General features: G+C 37.3%; 15 protein-coding genes and 3 tRNA genes. 9 read left to right on the top strand and 9 right to left on the bottom strand.

From position 1 onward, the window contains the following. Nucleotides 1–115: 115 nt before the first annotated feature. Nucleotides 116–397, bottom strand: coding sequence for a hypothetical protein (locus tag FPQ10_RS00005; protein ID WP_144158332.1), 282 nt, complete (start codon nt 395–397; stop codon nt 116–118). Nucleotides 398–589: 192 nt separating this feature from the next. Beyond that, nucleotides 590–1,282, bottom strand: a complete 693-nt coding sequence (locus tag FPQ10_RS00010) for an SDR family oxidoreductase (RefSeq protein WP_144158335.1) — start codon at nt 1,280–1,282, stop codon at nt 590–592. 302 nt (nt 1,283–1,584) lie between these two features. Here FPQ10_RS00010 and guaA point away from each other — a divergent pair, with 302 nt between their 5' ends. Further along, a complete protein-coding gene (guaA, locus tag FPQ10_RS00015) occupies nt 1,585–3,102 on the top strand; it encodes a glutamine-hydrolyzing GMP synthase (protein ID WP_144158338.1) in 1,518 nt (505 codons plus the stop codon). Nucleotides 3,103–3,275: 173 nt separating this feature from the next. Here the strand turns inward: guaA and FPQ10_RS00020 are convergent, their stop codons facing one another. The 5 genes from FPQ10_RS00020 to FPQ10_RS00040 form a co-directional block, all read right to left on the bottom strand. After that, complete coding sequence (locus FPQ10_RS00020) at nt 3,276–4,010, bottom strand: ABC transporter permease (RefSeq protein ID WP_186278475.1); 735 nt, start codon at nt 4,008–4,010, stop codon at nt 3,276–3,278. Then, entirely contained in the window at nt 3,997–4,926 is a 930-nt protein-coding gene (locus tag FPQ10_RS00025; RefSeq protein WP_144158344.1) for an ABC transporter ATP-binding protein, read from the bottom strand. Before FPQ10_RS00025 ends, FPQ10_RS00020 begins: the two co-directional genes overlap by 14 nt. Continuing rightward, entirely contained in the window at nt 4,919–6,070 is a 1,152-nt protein-coding gene (locus FPQ10_RS00030) for an ABC transporter permease (protein ID WP_144158348.1), read from the bottom strand. The genes FPQ10_RS00025 and FPQ10_RS00030 overlap by 8 nt, the downstream gene beginning before the upstream one ends. 24 nt (nt 6,071–6,094) lie before the next feature. Next, the gene (locus FPQ10_RS00035) at nt 6,095–7,048 is read right to left on the bottom strand and encodes a glycine betaine ABC transporter substrate-binding protein (protein WP_144158351.1); all 954 of its coding nucleotides are present in this window, start codon (nt 7,046–7,048) and stop codon (nt 6,095–6,097) included. Between the two features lie 612 nt (nt 7,049–7,660). Then, complete coding sequence (locus FPQ10_RS00040) at nt 7,661–8,650, bottom strand: 4-hydroxy-3-methylbut-2-enyl diphosphate reductase (protein ID WP_144158354.1); 990 nt, start codon at nt 8,648–8,650, stop codon at nt 7,661–7,663. 147 nt (nt 8,651–8,797) lie between these two features. Here FPQ10_RS00040 and FPQ10_RS00045 point away from each other — a divergent pair, with 147 nt between their 5' ends. Together FPQ10_RS00045 and FPQ10_RS00050 are read left to right on the top strand one after the other, a co-directional pair. Further along, on the top strand, nt 8,798–10,117 hold the full coding sequence (locus FPQ10_RS00045; protein ID WP_144158357.1) for a DEAD/DEAH box helicase: 1,320 nt from the start codon (nt 8,798–8,800) through the stop codon (nt 10,115–10,117). A 17-nt stretch (nt 10,118–10,134) separates the two neighbouring features. After that, nucleotides 10,135–11,025 (top strand): deoxyribonuclease IV, encoded by an 891-nt coding sequence (locus tag FPQ10_RS00050; RefSeq protein ID WP_144158360.1) that lies wholly within the window; start codon nt 10,135–10,137, stop codon nt 11,023–11,025. 10 nt (nt 11,026–11,035) lie between these two features. Here the strand turns inward: FPQ10_RS00050 and FPQ10_RS00055 are convergent, their stop codons facing one another. Next, on the bottom strand, nt 11,036–11,308 hold the full coding sequence (locus tag FPQ10_RS00055; RefSeq protein ID WP_186278476.1) for a DUF2624 family protein: 273 nt from the start codon (nt 11,306–11,308) through the stop codon (nt 11,036–11,038). A 159-nt stretch (nt 11,309–11,467) separates the two neighbouring features. Here FPQ10_RS00055 and FPQ10_RS00060 point away from each other — a divergent pair, with 159 nt between their 5' ends. Then, nucleotides 11,468–11,890, top strand: coding sequence for a hypothetical protein (locus FPQ10_RS00060; RefSeq protein ID WP_144158366.1), 423 nt, complete (start codon nt 11,468–11,470; stop codon nt 11,888–11,890). 86 nt (nt 11,891–11,976) lie between these two features. Here the strand turns inward: FPQ10_RS00060 and ispG are convergent, their stop codons facing one another. Continuing rightward, on the bottom strand, nt 11,977–13,089 hold the full coding sequence (ispG, locus tag FPQ10_RS00065) for a flavodoxin-dependent (E)-4-hydroxy-3-methylbut-2-enyl-diphosphate synthase (protein ID WP_144087470.1): 1,113 nt from the start codon (nt 13,087–13,089) through the stop codon (nt 11,977–11,979). 192 nt (nt 13,090–13,281) lie between these two features. On the opposite strand from ispG, the gene FPQ10_RS00070 reads away from it, so the two are divergent. The 5 genes from FPQ10_RS00070 (at nt 13,282) to FPQ10_RS00090 (ending at nt 16,337) form a co-directional block, all read left to right on the top strand. Then, nucleotides 13,282–13,920: an NfeD family protein gene (locus tag FPQ10_RS00070; protein ID WP_144158369.1), complete on the top strand. Its 639-nt coding sequence runs from the start codon at nt 13,282–13,284 to the stop codon at nt 13,918–13,920. A 116-nt stretch (nt 13,921–14,036) separates the two neighbouring features. Continuing rightward, the gene (locus FPQ10_RS00075) at nt 14,037–15,668 is read left to right on the top strand and encodes a Na/Pi cotransporter family protein (RefSeq protein WP_144158372.1); all 1,632 of its coding nucleotides are present in this window, start codon (nt 14,037–14,039) and stop codon (nt 15,666–15,668) included. A 416-nt stretch (nt 15,669–16,084) separates the two neighbouring features. Further along, nucleotides 16,085–16,159 (top strand) — tRNA-Asn (locus FPQ10_RS00080). Nucleotides 16,160–16,162: 3 nt separating this feature from the next. Next, nucleotides 16,163–16,236 (top strand) — tRNA-Met (locus FPQ10_RS00085). A gap of 29 nt (nt 16,237–16,265) precedes the next feature. Further along, a tRNA-His gene (locus tag FPQ10_RS00090) sits at nt 16,266–16,337 on the top strand.

Here is a 16,337-nt window from a genome sequence, read left to right on the forward strand (position 1 = left end):
TTTCTTTGCCTTATGATAATTGCATAGTTCTAAGATTTTCTTTGCAATTCTCTCTACTTTTATTTTGCACTATACACGATTGCTGAAAGTCCTCCTAAACTATAGCCCCCTATAGTTAAACAATATTTTTAAGCCAAGTTACTATACGAAGAAATTGAGATGGTTCAAACCAAGTTATTAAAAACAAGATAATAAAGAAGGAAACAAGTGATATAAATTTCATTCTACCTATTTCGTTTTTAAAAATGGCAATAAAACTAAATATAGCCCCCAACAATATGAAAATAGCTCCTATAAAAACAATAAGTTCAGAATAACCCTTTAAAATCCAATTTAATGCAAAGAAAAGTAACCCTAATACTATGAAAGTTATTGACCACACACTCCTTGATTTCAACCTAAATCCCCCAAATTAGACCTTATTAAACTCGACTGACCCGTTAGTTCAATAAGCCTTACTCCATTTAATGACCCGTTTGTTGAATATCACATTAGTTACACTTGTGTGTTGTATAAAAACAGGGTGATTCGTAGTCCAGTATAAAAAGAGCTAAATCTTAGTTGATTTAGCTCTTTTTACCAATACCATTTAATGATTTTTTATAACAACTTGCTCTACATTCAAATTTTTTCTGAGAGCAGCGTTATGGTAGATGATGTCTGCAATATCTTCAGGATCCATTAGACCTGAAGTCACAGACTCATCTAAGATACCGTCCCAGAATTCTGTAGCCATTCCGCCCATATAAGCGCCGAATACGTGAATGTTTGTATCTTTTAGTTCAACGAGTAGACTTTCATGAAATCCGCGCATACCAAATTTACTTGCACAGTAAACTGCCTCGGTCTCTTTTCCTTCTAATCCAGCTGTAGAGACGATATTTAAAATACTGCCGTTATTATTTTCTTTCATGTCAGCGAGTACTTCTTGTGTACAGAAAATCGTCCCTTTTAAGTTAGTGTCGATCATTTGGTGGATAGCATCTTCAGTTATATTTTCAGCTAAATCAAAAACACCAACGCCCGCATTGTTAACAAGAACATTTACGGAACCAAGGTTCTCTTTTATATTAGCGAAGACATTCGCTACCTCTTTTTTAGACGAAACATCTACAGAGAAAATTGAATAACTTTCATTCGGTAATGTCTTCGCAGTATTTTCCAACTTATCTTCAGTTCTTCCTAGTAAACAAACATGAAATCCATCGTTCGAATATTTTCTTGCTAAGGATGCACCTAAGCCGCTTCCTGCACCTGTAATTACAGCAACATTATTATTCAAGACTTAATCAATCCTTTCTAACCTAAGTATTGAACGTTAATTAATTCTATCACAGGCTATTAGTATAATGAAAATGAAATATATATTAAGTGAACTCAACTGAATAACTTTGAAACATTTCTTCGATAATTTTGTGATAGGGGTAATTGGCTATTGGTAAACCAAATTACCGGTAACCTTGAAAGGAACTATGATGAAAACCATTCATAGGACTAATCTGATCAATCCTAAATCCTTTCAGTTAATTTGATGTGCAGAACGGGTACTTCTATCTATATGTACGTAGAGATGAGGTGTATGGAATGAGAGCGAGTAACGAAAAAATTATTATTATTGATTTTGGAAGTTCATTGAACAAAGTAATGACAAGGAAAATCAGAGAGTTAAATGTTTATTCTGAACTCGTTTCGCCGACAATCACTGCAGAAGAAGTAAAGAATATGAGACCAAATGGTATTATTTTTGGTGCAAGCCCTGATAGTGTTTACACGAACCGTTCACCAAAACCAGATCCGAAAATATTTGATCTGAATGTACCTATGTTGGGGGTATGTTATGGCCTGCAGGTAATCACACAGTTTTACGGTGGAATGGTTGATGATACAAAACAAAATGAGTTTGGTATTGTCGAAATCGAGGTAGATTCCCGAAGCAAATTATTTAATGGCTTACCTGCCTATAACACGGTTCATATGAGTCATGGCGACCGCGTGAAAAAAGCACCAGCAGGTTTTTCGGTTCTTGCCCATTCGCCAGGTTGTCCAATCGCTGCAATTAGCTCGGAGAAAGAGCATATTTATGGAATTCAATTCCATCCCGAAATGGAAGCGACTAAAAATGGCGATGATCTTTTACGAAATTTTTTATATGATATATGTCAATGCACCGGTCAATGGACGATGAAAAATTTTATGGATGAAAGTGTAGCTGAAATTCTAGAAACGATAAGAAAAGAAGAGGTCATCCTTCCCGTCAACGGAGACGTCAAATCAATCGTTTTAGCCGCACTTCTTCATAAAGCCATTGCAGACCAATTGGTTGTTCTATTCATTGATAATGGATTGTTGCGAAAGAATGAACCTGAAGAAACAACTAATGTATTAGCAGAAAGATTTGATATGAATATTATTACGTTAGATGAAAAGGATTCTTTCTTTGAAAATTTAAAAGAAGTTGAGATAAACGAGGAAAAAGAACTCGCCGTTCAAAATCAGTTGATTAACATCGTTCAACGAGAGGTTAGTCAGATGAAGACGATCAAGTGGTATGCTTCGAGCATACTATATAGTGATAAAGATGAAAAAAACAATCCATTCCATCAATCAAGTATGCTAGGGTTAAGCATGCTTAAGCCACTCCAATCGTTACACAGACAAGAAGTTGAAGAGCTCGGGAGAATCCTTAGGGTTCCAGATAATATTCTGGACAAGCAGTCGCTTTCATTCACTGGATTGGCAGGTAAAATAAAAGGTAAGGTTAATGAAGAACGCATCCAAGTTTTACGTGAAAGTGAAGCCATTTTAAAGTTTGAAGTTTTCCAAGCAGGTTTAGAAAACCAATTGGAACAGTTTTATACAGTTTTGTTACACCCTGAGTGGGATTTTAAGGGCGAAAAATGGTCATACCCTATATTGGTTAAAATGATCGAAAAAATAAATTCAACAAGAATGATGCGAGCGAAAATACCTGATGGTGTTTTAGATCGAATAGCTCGACGAATAAGTAATGAAGTTCCAAAAGTGTCAAATGTATATTATGACATAACGGTTGATCCAGCAATTGACACACAAAAAGCCGTTTCTGAAAGCCCGAACTTATAAAAGTCATCATATGTTGTTGGAATGCCTATAAGTGAAGATACCAATCCAAATTATAAAAGACGTGGAGGCGATCTTAGTCGATGAGCTCCACGTCATTTTGAAATTATATGAACTTGTAAAGTCTTTGACTGAGAGATTTTTTAATTCCTCTTTTTCCACCAATCTAATAGTACTTATGCATTCCAAATTAGCCTTTGTTGCAGCGTTTTTAATAACAGTTCTACAATAATTGCAAGTAACGTTACTGGAATAACTCCTTCCAAAATTAAGACCATATCGAAAGTTTTTACTCCGTTCACGACTAATACACCTAGACCACCAGCCCCAACAGTAGCTGCTAACGTTGTCGCGCTAATGTTTATTACAAGAGCTGTACGGATTCCACCTAAAATGACATTTAGAGCTAATGGAATCTTTACTTTTCTATAGACTTCTACCTCAGACATCCCCATACCTTTTGCGGCATCCACGATATCTTTCGGTACTTCTTCAATCCCAATGACAACGTTGTACACAATCGGCATTAATATATAAATGACAAGTGCGATAAGTGCACCTTTAATTCCATAGCCTAAAATAGGAACTGCAAGAGCGAGTAGAGCAGGGGATGGAAAGGCCTGACCTAAGTTGACTGTTTTTAATAAGAGTTCCTTAAATTCACGGCCGTAACTAGTCGTAATAAAAATACCGATCGACGTTCCAAGTACAATTGCAATCAAGCTTGATAATAAAACCATCCACAGATGTTCAAAAAAATAAACAGCTAGTAGTGTTCGGGATCCTTCTTCGTTTTTCGAGCTGAAAAATCTGTAGAGAACCTGTTCAAATCCCTTCGAGTAAATCACTATAACGGCTAAGACTATCGTGAGAAACGCTGCAACAATAAGGCCTTTTTTATTCACTTTCATGAACATCACTTCCAGCGATTTGTAATAAAGCATCCCAAGAAATACTGCCGTTACTAAGAGATACACGATCTTGTCCAGTCGTTAACATTTTTAATAGTACATCTCTCATCGTCGCATCTTTATGTAGTGGATTTTCATCTACCTCGATCGGTTCTGCATAATCCACTGCAGGTTTTCGTGACAAAATGGTCAAAATGCCTTCTTCTTTAAAGAAGTCTTTTACGAAATCATTTTTAGGGTGAAGAACGATGTTTTCTGGTGAATCAACTTGAACAATTTCTCCTTTATTCATGATACAAATACGGTCTGCAAGAAGCAGTGCCTCATCTGTATCATGAGTAACAAAGACAACGGTTTTTTTAAGTTTTCGTTGAATCTTTCTAAATTCTTTTTGTAATCTTAACCGATTGATCGGATCTACCGCTCCAAATGGTTCGTCCATTAGAAGAATAGCAGGGTCTGATGCCATCGCTCGTGCAACTCCAATACGTTGGGCCTCTCCGCCTGATAATTGTGCAGGCTTTTTATCTTTATAAGTCGAAGGCTCCAAGCCGACTAAAGTAAGCATGTCAGCGACTCGTTGGTCAATTGTATCTTCTTTCCACTTCAACAAACGGGGCACTGTTGCAATGTTTTTATGGACGTTCATATGCGGAAACAATCCAATATTTTGAATAACGTATCCAATCGTTTTTCTTAATTCCACACCTTTTAAGTCATCGATATTTTCACCATTGATCATGACAACTCCATCATTTCTTTCGATCATTTTATTGATCAGCCTTAATAGAGTTGATTTTCCGCAACCGGACGGTCCGAGTATGACTAAGAATTCAGAGGATTCGACGGTTAGTGAGAGGTCATTCACGGCAATAAAATCACCATATTTTTTTGTTACATGTTCGATGTTAATCATAGATCATACCCCCGATTATCTTTTCGATGGTTCGTAAAATATAGTCCAGCAGGATGGTGAAAAATACGATTGGAAGCACTCCTAACAAAATCAAGTCAGGTGAAGCTTCACCAAGACCGAGAAATACAAATGTTCCCAATCCACCGCCGCCGACTAGTCCAGCGAGCACAGCTCCTCCAATTGTTTGTATAAAAGCTATGCGTATACCTGTGAAAATGACCGGAAACGCTAATGGGAGCTCAATCTTTTGTAAAATTTGTCTGTTGCTCATTCCCATACCCGCTGCGGCTTCAATAACGTTTCGATCAACAGAATGAAAGCCGGTTAACGTATTTCTACCAATAGGAAGCAAAGTGTATAGTGTTAGAGCAACATAAGCAGGGGCCCATCCTATGCCACTTACTCCTATTTGTTCAAAAAAAGGCAGATTTCCTAACCCTGCGAGTGGAACTAGCAACACACCGAAAAGAGCAAACGTTGGAATCGTCTCGATAATACTCAATGGAACCATAATTTTATCTTCTAATTTTTTTCTAGAATACGCTAAAATTCCTAGAGGAATCGCAATAATTGCACCAGTAATGACCGAAGCAAATGTAAGAAGTGCATGAATTCTTAGGTGATCATAAAATTGCTCTTTTTTAATTGCATATTCTTTTACTAATGAAAGGTGTGAGAATGCATCCGTATTCGTAAAGTAATAGAAAACACCCACAATACTCAATAATCCAATCCATTTAATATATGTATGATCTTTAATCCGTTCCGTATAAGTTGAATAAAGCATATAGATACAAAATATTTGCACATAAAAACCTGCCGAGAAACTTATACGCGCGGAAGATTCCCCATCAATCAACGCTTCAACATTGGAAAGTAATAACCAAAATAAAGAGATCAATAAACCTGTTGTTAATATAAAGATGATTTGGTTTTTATGCTTTAGTTCAACAAAAGAGATAACTATGAATACACCCCATACAAGAAAGAGTGTTATACCTATATTTCCGAAAATATCGAAGCTTGAATACGGTTCTCCAGGTAAAATTCGATTTGGTTTATGTTTTATGAGATTCAAAAAAACAAATGCTGCTGCTCCTATAGAGGATAGCAGCAGCAATGTTTTATCTTTAACTGTAATCATTCATCCAACACCTTTTGACTGTATTTAGTCTAAAAATCCTTCTTCTGTTAAGTAGTCTCTAGCGACATCTTTTGGTGATAGTCCGTCTACGATAACGTCTTTATTCATATGTTGTAAGTTCTCTAAATTAATTGTCGCAAATACATCTTCAACGATTTTTTGAATGTCAGGATATTTTTCTAATACTTCTGCTCTGACAACGACAGACGGTTCAAATACAGGCGGAATAGAAAGTGGGTCTTCTAAAACAACTAAGTTTAAGTCAGGGAGCGATCCATCTGTACCATATACAAGTGATACATTCACATCATCTGTTCCTTGAACAAGTGCACTGATCATCTCAGCTGTGTTCCCGTGTGGAAGCATGATGATTTGATCTGAATCTAAGTTGAAACCGTATTCTTCTTCCATACCGAGCAATCCGAGTTCTTTCTCAGCGAAAAGCTGACTCGTAATTAAAGTCACTTCGCCGCCATCATTGACATAGTCTGCAAAATCATCCAAAGTTTCTAAGCCATTTTTTTCTGCAAACTCTTTTTTCACGGCTAACATTTCTGTGTTATTCGCATCAGCAGGAGCCAACCATATTAATTCATTGTTTTCTTCGTCATATTTCTTTATGGTCTCATAGCCTTCTGATGCGTCTCTCCATACTTCTTCATCGACATTTTCAGCATAATATTGTCCGTTTCCTGTATAGTCGATTCCGATATCTAATTCATCCTGTAAAAGTGCGTTCCTATGCACATCAGGAGTTCCAAACTGCACCTTATCTGTTATGTTGTAACCATTTTCTTCAAGGATTAAAAGAACCATATTGCCTAAGATTCCACCTTCTGTATCAACAAATGAACCTAACACAATTGGATCGTCAGGATTAACTGTTTCTTCGCTCGTTTCATCTTTAGAAGAGTTGCAAGCAGTTAACAGTATAAAAATAAGACTTGTTGCAATGAATAATAACGTATTTTTCTTCATACAAACCTCCGATGTGTAATTTTTTGATAAGTCATTTATAAATATTAACTGATTCAAACAAAAACTTTATAGGTTGATAATACAGGACTGAGTCAAAAATTTCTAGACAAACAAGTACTCAGTCATTTCATACTGAAATAACTTACTTCTTAAGGTAATTTAGTAGACTAGTAGAGAATCCGCATGGAGTAATACTCAGATAAACATGCTTCCATTGTGGTTCTTGTGCAGCATATCAAGTTTACTTTTCCCTATTATTTGAAAAAGTAGATGAAGTGATTCAATCTCATACTTGTTTGATTGATAAAAGCTCATCATATACCGCCTGTGTATTTTATACTACACTATTTGAATTCATATCGCATTCATCCCTGTTTAGTACATTCTATATATTGGTAAACAAATTTGAGGAAAAAGCACAAGGTGAGTGATCGTAATTGATCTGGTTGTTTATTTGATTGAAGAGTGGGGGAGAGATATCTTAAGGTGAGACAAGCTATTGAATGATGGAGACTTTTTCACGAATGAAAGTAAAAAACTGTTTCTATAAGCCTAGCTGAGAGGCTTATAGAAACAGCTTTAAATTAATTAAAGTCGTTCACGTGAGGAACTTTATTTTTTGATTGTTGCACGATTCTTTTTGGCTGGCTTTTTATTAGGCTTCACTTTTGGAAGAATCTTTGTGCTCGTTACAAGGCTTTCTCTTGACCAAGTCGATTCATCGTTTTCATCATAATTCTCGATGAATTTGATGACCTCTTTGGCAATCGGAGTAGGTGTTGAAGCACCAGCTGTAACGGCAACTTTTTCGCAGCCTTCAAGCCATTCTAATTTGATTTCTGAAACATCAGCAATTCGATATGCTTCTGTATTGGCAAGTTCTTTTGATACTTGTGCCAACCGATTGGAGTTGTTACTCATTGGGTCGCCAACGACTAGTGTTAAGTCGGCATCTTTTGCTTGTTCAGCAACTGCCTCTTGACGAACTTGCGTAGCCATACAAATTTCTTGAACCAATTCTGTTTGTGGATATTTTTCTTGTACGAGAAGCATAATGTCATGTACATCCCACTGACTCATTGTCGTTTGGTTGGTGACGACAATTTTCGAACTAGGATCGATGGTTAGGTTATCGACATCATCTTCCGTTTGAATTAAATGAACATGATCTGGTGCGACGCCAACAGCACCTTCAGGCTCTGGGTGACCTTTTTTACCTATATATACAATTTCATATCCTTCAGCTACTTTGTCACGAATTAAATCATGGGTTCGAGTTACATCTGGACACGTTGCATCAAGAACAGTCAAACCTTTATCTTCAGCGACTTTCTTCACTTCTGGTGATACACCGTGAGCAGTGAAAACAACTGTTCCTTCATTGATGTCTTTTAATAATTCTAAACGTGACTTTCCACGTTGATCTAACGTAATAATTCCTTCATCCTTGAAAGCGTTAGTGACGTGGCTGTTATGAACAATCATCCCAAGAATGTAAATTGGCCGAGGTAGGTTTGGATCCTTTGCGGCATTACTTGCGATGACCATTGCGTCAACCACACCATAACAATAACCTCTAGGGGCTATTTTGATGACTTCCATTGATTGGTTCCTCCTCAAATCGCAATAATATCTCTCTAAACCTATTATAAGGCCTATGAGTAACTTTTACAAAGTGTTAAGTCGTTGGCAATTCATTCTATTGTGATTTATAATAAAAGATGGCAGTTTTAAAGGAGAATTCGTCTTATGACTAAAATGTTTAATGATTATGCACTAAGCGAGAATATGCTTCAAATTATTCACCAATTAGGCTTTAAAAAGCCAACTGAGATCCAACATGAGGTGATCCCTCAGTCGTTCAGTAAACGGAGTATTATTGGACAATCTCAGACAGGTTCTGGGAAAACACATGCTTATTTAATCCCGTTATTCGAACAAATCGACACAACAGATTCATCTGTACAAAAAATTGTAATCGCACCGACACGTGAGTTGGCGATTCAGATTTTTGATGAAGTCAAAAAAATAATTCATCTCGCAGATGATCAGGTTGAATGGAATGCTCGGTTGGTCATTGGTGGCACAGATAAAAGCCGCGAATTACAAAAAATGAAAAACCAGCCACATTTAATTGTTGGTACGCCTGGAAGAATCCTTGATTTTATGAAGGAACAGGCAATTAAAACCGCGTCTGTGAATACAGTCGTTCTAGATGAAGCTGATTTGACGATTGATTTAGGTTTAATCAATGAAGTAGACCAAATTTTGTATCGACTAAAAGAAGATATTCAGACTATGATTTTTTCAGCAACCATTCCAAAAGGTTTGCAGCCATTATTAAAACGTTATTTAAATCATCCACTTCATATTGAAGTAGACCACGGTTCGTTTGGTCCAGAGAAACTGGAGCACCGTTTGGTTCCGTTGCGGCACCGGAATCGTGCAGACTTATTAATCAAGGCTTCAGAGTTGATTAATCCATATATCGCATTAGTATTCGTCAATAAGAAAGAAGATGCGGATGAGTTGGCGAATGAATTGATATCGAAAGGCTTTGAAGTTGGTTTAATACACGGTGGGCTAAAGCCGCGAGAGCGTAAACGTATGCTTCAAGAGTTGAAGTCGTTACGTTTTCAATATATTGTGGCGACTGACTTGGCTGCAAGAGGGATCGATATTCCTGGAATTAGTCATGTCTTTAACGCTCAGTTACCGCAAGAAATGGATTCGTATATTCACCGAGTAGGCCGTACGGCAAGAGCAGGTCTTGAAGGAACAGCAGTCAGCTTTTATGAAGAAAAAGATTTAGCCTTAATTGGAAAATTGGAAGAACGCGGCCTTTCATTTACAAATATGGATATTAAACAAGGTGAATGGGTTGAAGTCAAAGAGTGGAATGAACGGAAAAAGCGTGAGAGAAAAGAATCTGAACTAGATGCTCAAGCGTGGCAGCAAGTCAGAAGAAAGAAAAAAGTGAAACCTGGCTATAAAAAGAAAATGAAATCTGAACAAGAACGGATTAAAAAACAAATGAAAAGAGACCAATTTCGGAAAAAGAGAAAATAGAGGAAGGGGAGACGGGAATGATTTTAGGTTCTCACGTTTCAATGAGCGGAAAGAAAATGTTATTGGCATCTAGTGAAGAAGCAGTTTCTTATGGATCCAACACATTTATGATTTATACAGGAGCTCCACAAAACACAAGAAGAAAAGCAATTGAGGAATTAAATATTGAGCAAGGTAAAGCTCATATGAAAGAGCATGGAATCAATGAAATCATTGTCCATGCCCCTTACATTATAAACATTGCAAACACAACAAAACCTGAAACCTTTGAATTAGGCGTCAATTTTTTACGTAGTGAAATTGAACGGACAGAGGCGCTTGGTGCTAAACAAATTGTCTTACACCCAGGAGCTCATGTGGGAGCTGGAGTTGATGTTGGTATCAAGCGAATCATCGAAGGATTGAACGAGGTACTTGAAAAAGATCAATCCGTTCAAATCGCATTGGAAACAATGGCTGGAAAAGGTTCAGAGTGTGGTCGTAGCTTTGAAGAACTCGCCAACATCATTGATGGCGTCACACATAATGATCGTTTGTCTATTTGCTTTGATACGTGCCACGTTCATGATGCAGGTTACGATATCGTCAATGATTTAAACGGTGTTTTAAAAGAGTTTGATGATATTATTGGTTTGGAACGTTTGAAGGTACTTCATATCAATGACAGTAAAAATGAGCGGGGTGCTAGAAAAGACCGACATGAAAATATAGGGTTCGGTCATATTGGATTCGAAGCACTACACCGTGTCATTCATCAACCTGAATTCAGTGAAGTACCAAAGATATTGGAAACACCGTATGTCGGTGAAGATAAGAAAACTCGAAAGCCTCCTTATAAGTTCGAAATTGACATGATTAAAAATGGTGTATTCGATGAACAACTAAAAGATAAAATTGAAAATCAATAAAAATATATTCCTATAGCAGATGTTCTAGATTATACTCTTTGGCTAATTTTTCCAATAATTTCTTCGCATTAATGGCTTCTTGTCTGCCTATATTTTTTTCTATATAAGAAAACGTCAACGATCGATCCTTTTCGGAAAAAGGGTCGATTTTTTTTGTGTGAATGAAATCGAGTAATTGCTCTGATTGGCTCATGGATAGAGGAATATTATACCGTTGACTATATTGCACGATTTCCTTTGGTGATGTTTGTGCCAATTTCATACGAACGAGTTGCTTAATCATGTAATCAACCTTTCTATAATCAGTTCCTTTTATACATATGTATGACCAACAATGTTGGCACATGCGAACCACCCGATATTGATGAAAATAATTTACATTCATAAATTAGTTCCTTATACACAAACTACAGTTACGAAAATAAAGTGGAGGCATGCAACTATGGATGATAATCAACACAAGAATGGATCGGAACATCAGTCTAATCAGGATGATTTTGAGACAACCAGTCATGTCAATGAGCAAAATGCCAATTCTGAACAAGAAAAGCAGTCGATAAGTAATTATGATACGGAGTTTACGGCAGATGCACCAGCGATTAATCCGCATGAGTCAAGTCGTTCAGAAGTAAGGAAATATGATAAACGAACAAATATGAAAGTACGTGCACAGCATGGATGGGGATGGCTAGCAATCAGCGTATCGGTTATTTCGTTATTTATATGGACGATTTTCTTCGCTATTATAGGAGCAGCTTTGGGAGTTTATGCCATCCGTAAAAATAGTTTGATTTTGGGAAATGCAGCCATTGTATTATCTATGTTTGCCGTTGTTTTCAGACTGATGATTAATCCGATTATTTAACAAGACATCTAAACATTTTAAAAACGAGCAATAAAAAAAGCCGGTAACGAGCGAATTTACTCATCACCGGCTTTCATTGTATGAAATTACGTGTTTAGTTTTTGTTTTTCTTCTTCTTGTTTTCGATAATGCTCTTCAGCAAGAATATCGATTTCTTTTTTCAATTCTTCAACCATTGTTTCTTCAGGAACTTTACGGACGGTTTTTCCGTGACGGAATAGTAAACCTTCGCCGCGTGCTCCTGCAATACCTATATCTGCTTCTTTCGCTTCACCTGGTCCGTTTACGGCACAACCAAGTACAGAAACTTTAATAGGTGCGTGGATTTTTTGAATATATTCTTCGACTTCATTCGCAATGGAAATTAAATCGATCTCGATTCTTCCACAAGTAGGGCATGAAACTAATGTTGCAGCGTTAGCAGCTAAGCCGAATGATTTCAACAATTCTTTTGCTACCTTCACTTCCTGTACAGGATCAGCACTTAGAGAAATTCGAAGCGTACTTCCAATCCCTTTGTTTAAAATAACTCCTAGACCTGCTGCACTTTTTACAGAACCAGCAAAAAATGTACCTGATTCAGTGATACCAAGGTGAAGCGGATACTGAATTTGCTTAGCAGCTTCTTCATATGCTTCAATCGCTAAGTTAACATCAGATGCTTTCAATGAAACGACAATGTCGTAGAAGTCTAGATCTTCGAGTATTTTAATATGCTCAAGCGCACTTTCAACCATTGCTTCTGCTGTAGGGTATCCATATTTCTCTAGCAAGTGTCTTTCTAATGATCCCGCGTTGACTCCAATTCGAATTGGAATTCCTTTTTCTTTCGCTGCGTTTACGACAGCTTCAACACGTTCTCTTTTACCAATATTACCAGGGTTAATACGGATTTTGTCCGCGCCGCCTTCAATCGCTTTCAGTGCGAGACGGTAATCAAAGTGTATATCAACGACAAGCGGTATATTAATTTGTTTCTTTATCTCTGGAAGTGCATTTGCTGCACGTTCATCTGGACATGCTACACGAACGATTTGACAGCCGGCGTCTTCTAACCGGTGAATTTCTGCAACAGTAGCTTCAACATCGTGTGTTTTTGTTGTCGTCATCGATTGAATAATAACTTCGTCTGTTCCACCAATGACAACATCTCCTACACGTACAGGTCTCGTATCCTTACGGTGTGTAATTGCAGGCATGCTACAACTCTCCTTTAATCTTTAGAAAAATAAATATCCAATATAGATAATAACACAAAACCGATTCAATTTACCATATTAACACTTGATAAAACGTATTGGTTTCAATATTAGTTTATTTCTACAATATTATTATATAAAATAAAGAGAAGAATAAAAATATTTAGTCATGTAGAAATGCGGGGGAGAGAAATGCTTTTAGATCATAATTTTTTCGTGTTTTTAATTCCTTTTTTAGGGTTGTTTTTCTTGTTTGGTGAGCTTTTTGTAAAAATTAAAGGTGTAGGAGCAATTTTAGGACTTGGATTTATAGCCTATTACTTTTCTTTTTATCTGGATTCTTTACAATTACTGACCATTACGGCCTTTTTCTTATTAGGGCTTGGGTTAGTGGTTCTAGACGGAAAGTTAATCAATGATGGTACATTGGGTGTTATTGGTTTATTGTTAATGATTTTTATCATCGGGTTCACTGCACCAGGTTGGGTAGCATCTTTTTATAGTTCTGCGGGTGTTTTGTTAGGTAGTTTGAGTAGCTTGTTTTTATTAAAAATATTTCCGAAAAGGAATATGTGGTCAAAAATAGCTTTGAATGATCAGCTGACGAGTGAAGCGGGGTACAATTCATTAAATGACGAATATAAAAGCTTGCTCGGAGAAAGAGGCATTACAAAAACGGTTTTGCGACCGACGGGAACGATTGTAGTAAATGAAGAAAAATACAGTGCAGTTTCTGAAGGAAAGTGGATTGAAATGGATAAAAAGGTTGAGATTGTGCAAATTGAGGGAACAAGGATTGTAGTTAAAGAGGTCGACCGATCTACAGAATAATTTACCATTATTCTCGATTGTAAAGATTGTGTAAATTTTTCACCTTAACCGTTTACAATAAACGACTTTGTTCTACATAATGTGAAAGGGTTAATAATTAAACAGAGGTGAAATCAATGGGAGATGTATCTGTTCAAGAAATGATATTCCCATTCATTGGTGGATTAGGAATTTTTCTATTCGGAATTAAATATATGGGGGATGGCCTCCAAAAGTCAGCCGGCGATAAACTAAGAGAAATTTTAGATCGTTTTACAACGAACCCATTTATGGGAGTTCTCGCTGGTATAGTCGTTACCGTATTAATACAAACGAGTACAGGAACAACTGTGTTAACGATTGGTTTGGTAAACGCAGGCTTCATGACACTGAGACAGGCAATTGGAGTCATCATGGGAGCGAATATCGGTACAACGGTTACAGCGTTCATTATCGGTATCGATATCTCTGCGTATGCACTTCCGATTATTGCAGTAGGTACATTATTACTATTCTTCTTTAAAAACAATCGAATCAATTATTTGGGACAAGTTTTCTTTGGTTTCGGTGCATTGTTTTATGGTCTCGAACTAATGGGTGAAGGTATGAAACCGCTTCGAACATTAGATACATTTCAAGAATTAACCGTATCGATGAGTGAAATTCCATTATTAGGAGTACTAGTCGGAACAATCTTTACGGTCATCGTTCAAAGTTCTTCTGCAACGATCGGGATTTTACAATCGTTACATGCAGAAGGCGCGATTGAGTTAGCAGCTGCATTACCTGTATTGTTTGGTGACAACATCGGTACTACCATTACAGCAGTTATTGCAGCAATTGGTGCCAGTGTAGCAGCTAAACGAGCGGCCGCAACGCATGTTATTTTTAACCTAGTCGGGGCAACCCTCTTTTTAATACTTTTGCCTCCATTTACAAGCTTAATCTCTTGGATGCAAGAAGTGCTGGCATTGGAACCGAAAATGACCATCGCATTTGCTCATGGTACGTTCAATATTACGAATACGATTATTCAGTTTCCGTTCATCGCTTTATTAGCTGTACTTGTAACGAAAATTGTTCCTGGTGAGGATCAAGTCATTGATTATAAACCAAAACACTTGGATCCGATATTTATTGCGCAATCACCTTCTGTAGCGATTAACCAAGCGAAACAAGAGACGTTGCGTATGGGCGAATTAGCTGTACAAGGATTGCAAGAGACAAGAGACTACGTGAATACAAACAGCGGAAAACACTCAGAGATGGCTTATCAATTCGAACATGCGATTAATGACTTGGATAAGAAGATTACGAACTATCTTGTACAAATTTCAAGTACATCGATTACTGAAGCGGATAGTACGTTACACTCAAGTATCGTGAATATTGTCCGTGATATCGAACGGATAGGGGACCACTTTGAAAACGTCCTTGAGCTAAATGAGTATAAACTGACAAATAAAGTGATTATTACTGAAGATGCGATGCAAGACTTAAATGAAATGCTTGATCTGACTATCTCGACAGTTTCACAGGCTTTGGAAGCATTCGAAAAAATGGACGACGAACTGGCCGATGCCGTAATGGCAAAAGAAAACGAAATTGACAATATGGAAAAAGTTTATCGGAAAAACCACATTTTACGTCTAAATAAAGGCATATGTAATGGAACAGCAGGGATTGTGTTCGTCGATATGATCAGTAACTTAGAGCGAATTGGAGATCATGCATCAAACGTAGCACAAGAAGTTAAAAACAATCACTAATGAAATGTTTGTGAATAACCGCTTTCTATAATAGGGAGCGGTTATAATTTTTATAAAGGTAGCTAAGCTATTGATGAAGATGCAAGGCTTTAAATGATTGATTTGGTAGGTTATATTCTTATTTTGACCAACCTATATCATCCGCTAAAATTTTAATCGAAAACTTTGGCAAGATAGGATTGACAATCATGAAGGAACATGATAAATTATATTTCGTCGTCGAAAATTGCGAAATGAATTTTCCGCGATAGACGAGTGTGCGTTTTCAACACAAAATTATTTAACTTAAATTTTAGCGTAGCGAACCGTAAACATCATGAAAGATCTTCTGAGTAGGTTTGACGAGGAGTGGACACACGACGAGCACTGAGCATATTAAGCAAAGCGTGTTTCACTTAATATTTACTATATTATATTCCAGCGTAGCTCAGTGGTAGAGCAGTTGGCTGTTAACCAATTGGTCGCAGGTTCGAATCCTGCCGCTGGAGCCATATGGCGGCGTAGCTCAGCTGGCGAGAGCGTACGGTTCATACCCGTGAGGTCGTGGGTTCGACTCCCTCCGCCGCTATTTTTTATGAATTAAACATTTTACATATGGCGGTCGTGGCGAAGTGGTTAACGCACCGGATTGTGGCTCCGGCATTCGTGGGTTCGATTCCCACCGGTCGC

The sequence above is a fragment of the Allobacillus sp. SKP2-8 genome (assembly GCF_007559355.1).
Lineage (GTDB): Bacteria > Bacillota > Bacilli > Bacillales > Alkalibacillaceae > Allobacillus > Allobacillus halotolerans.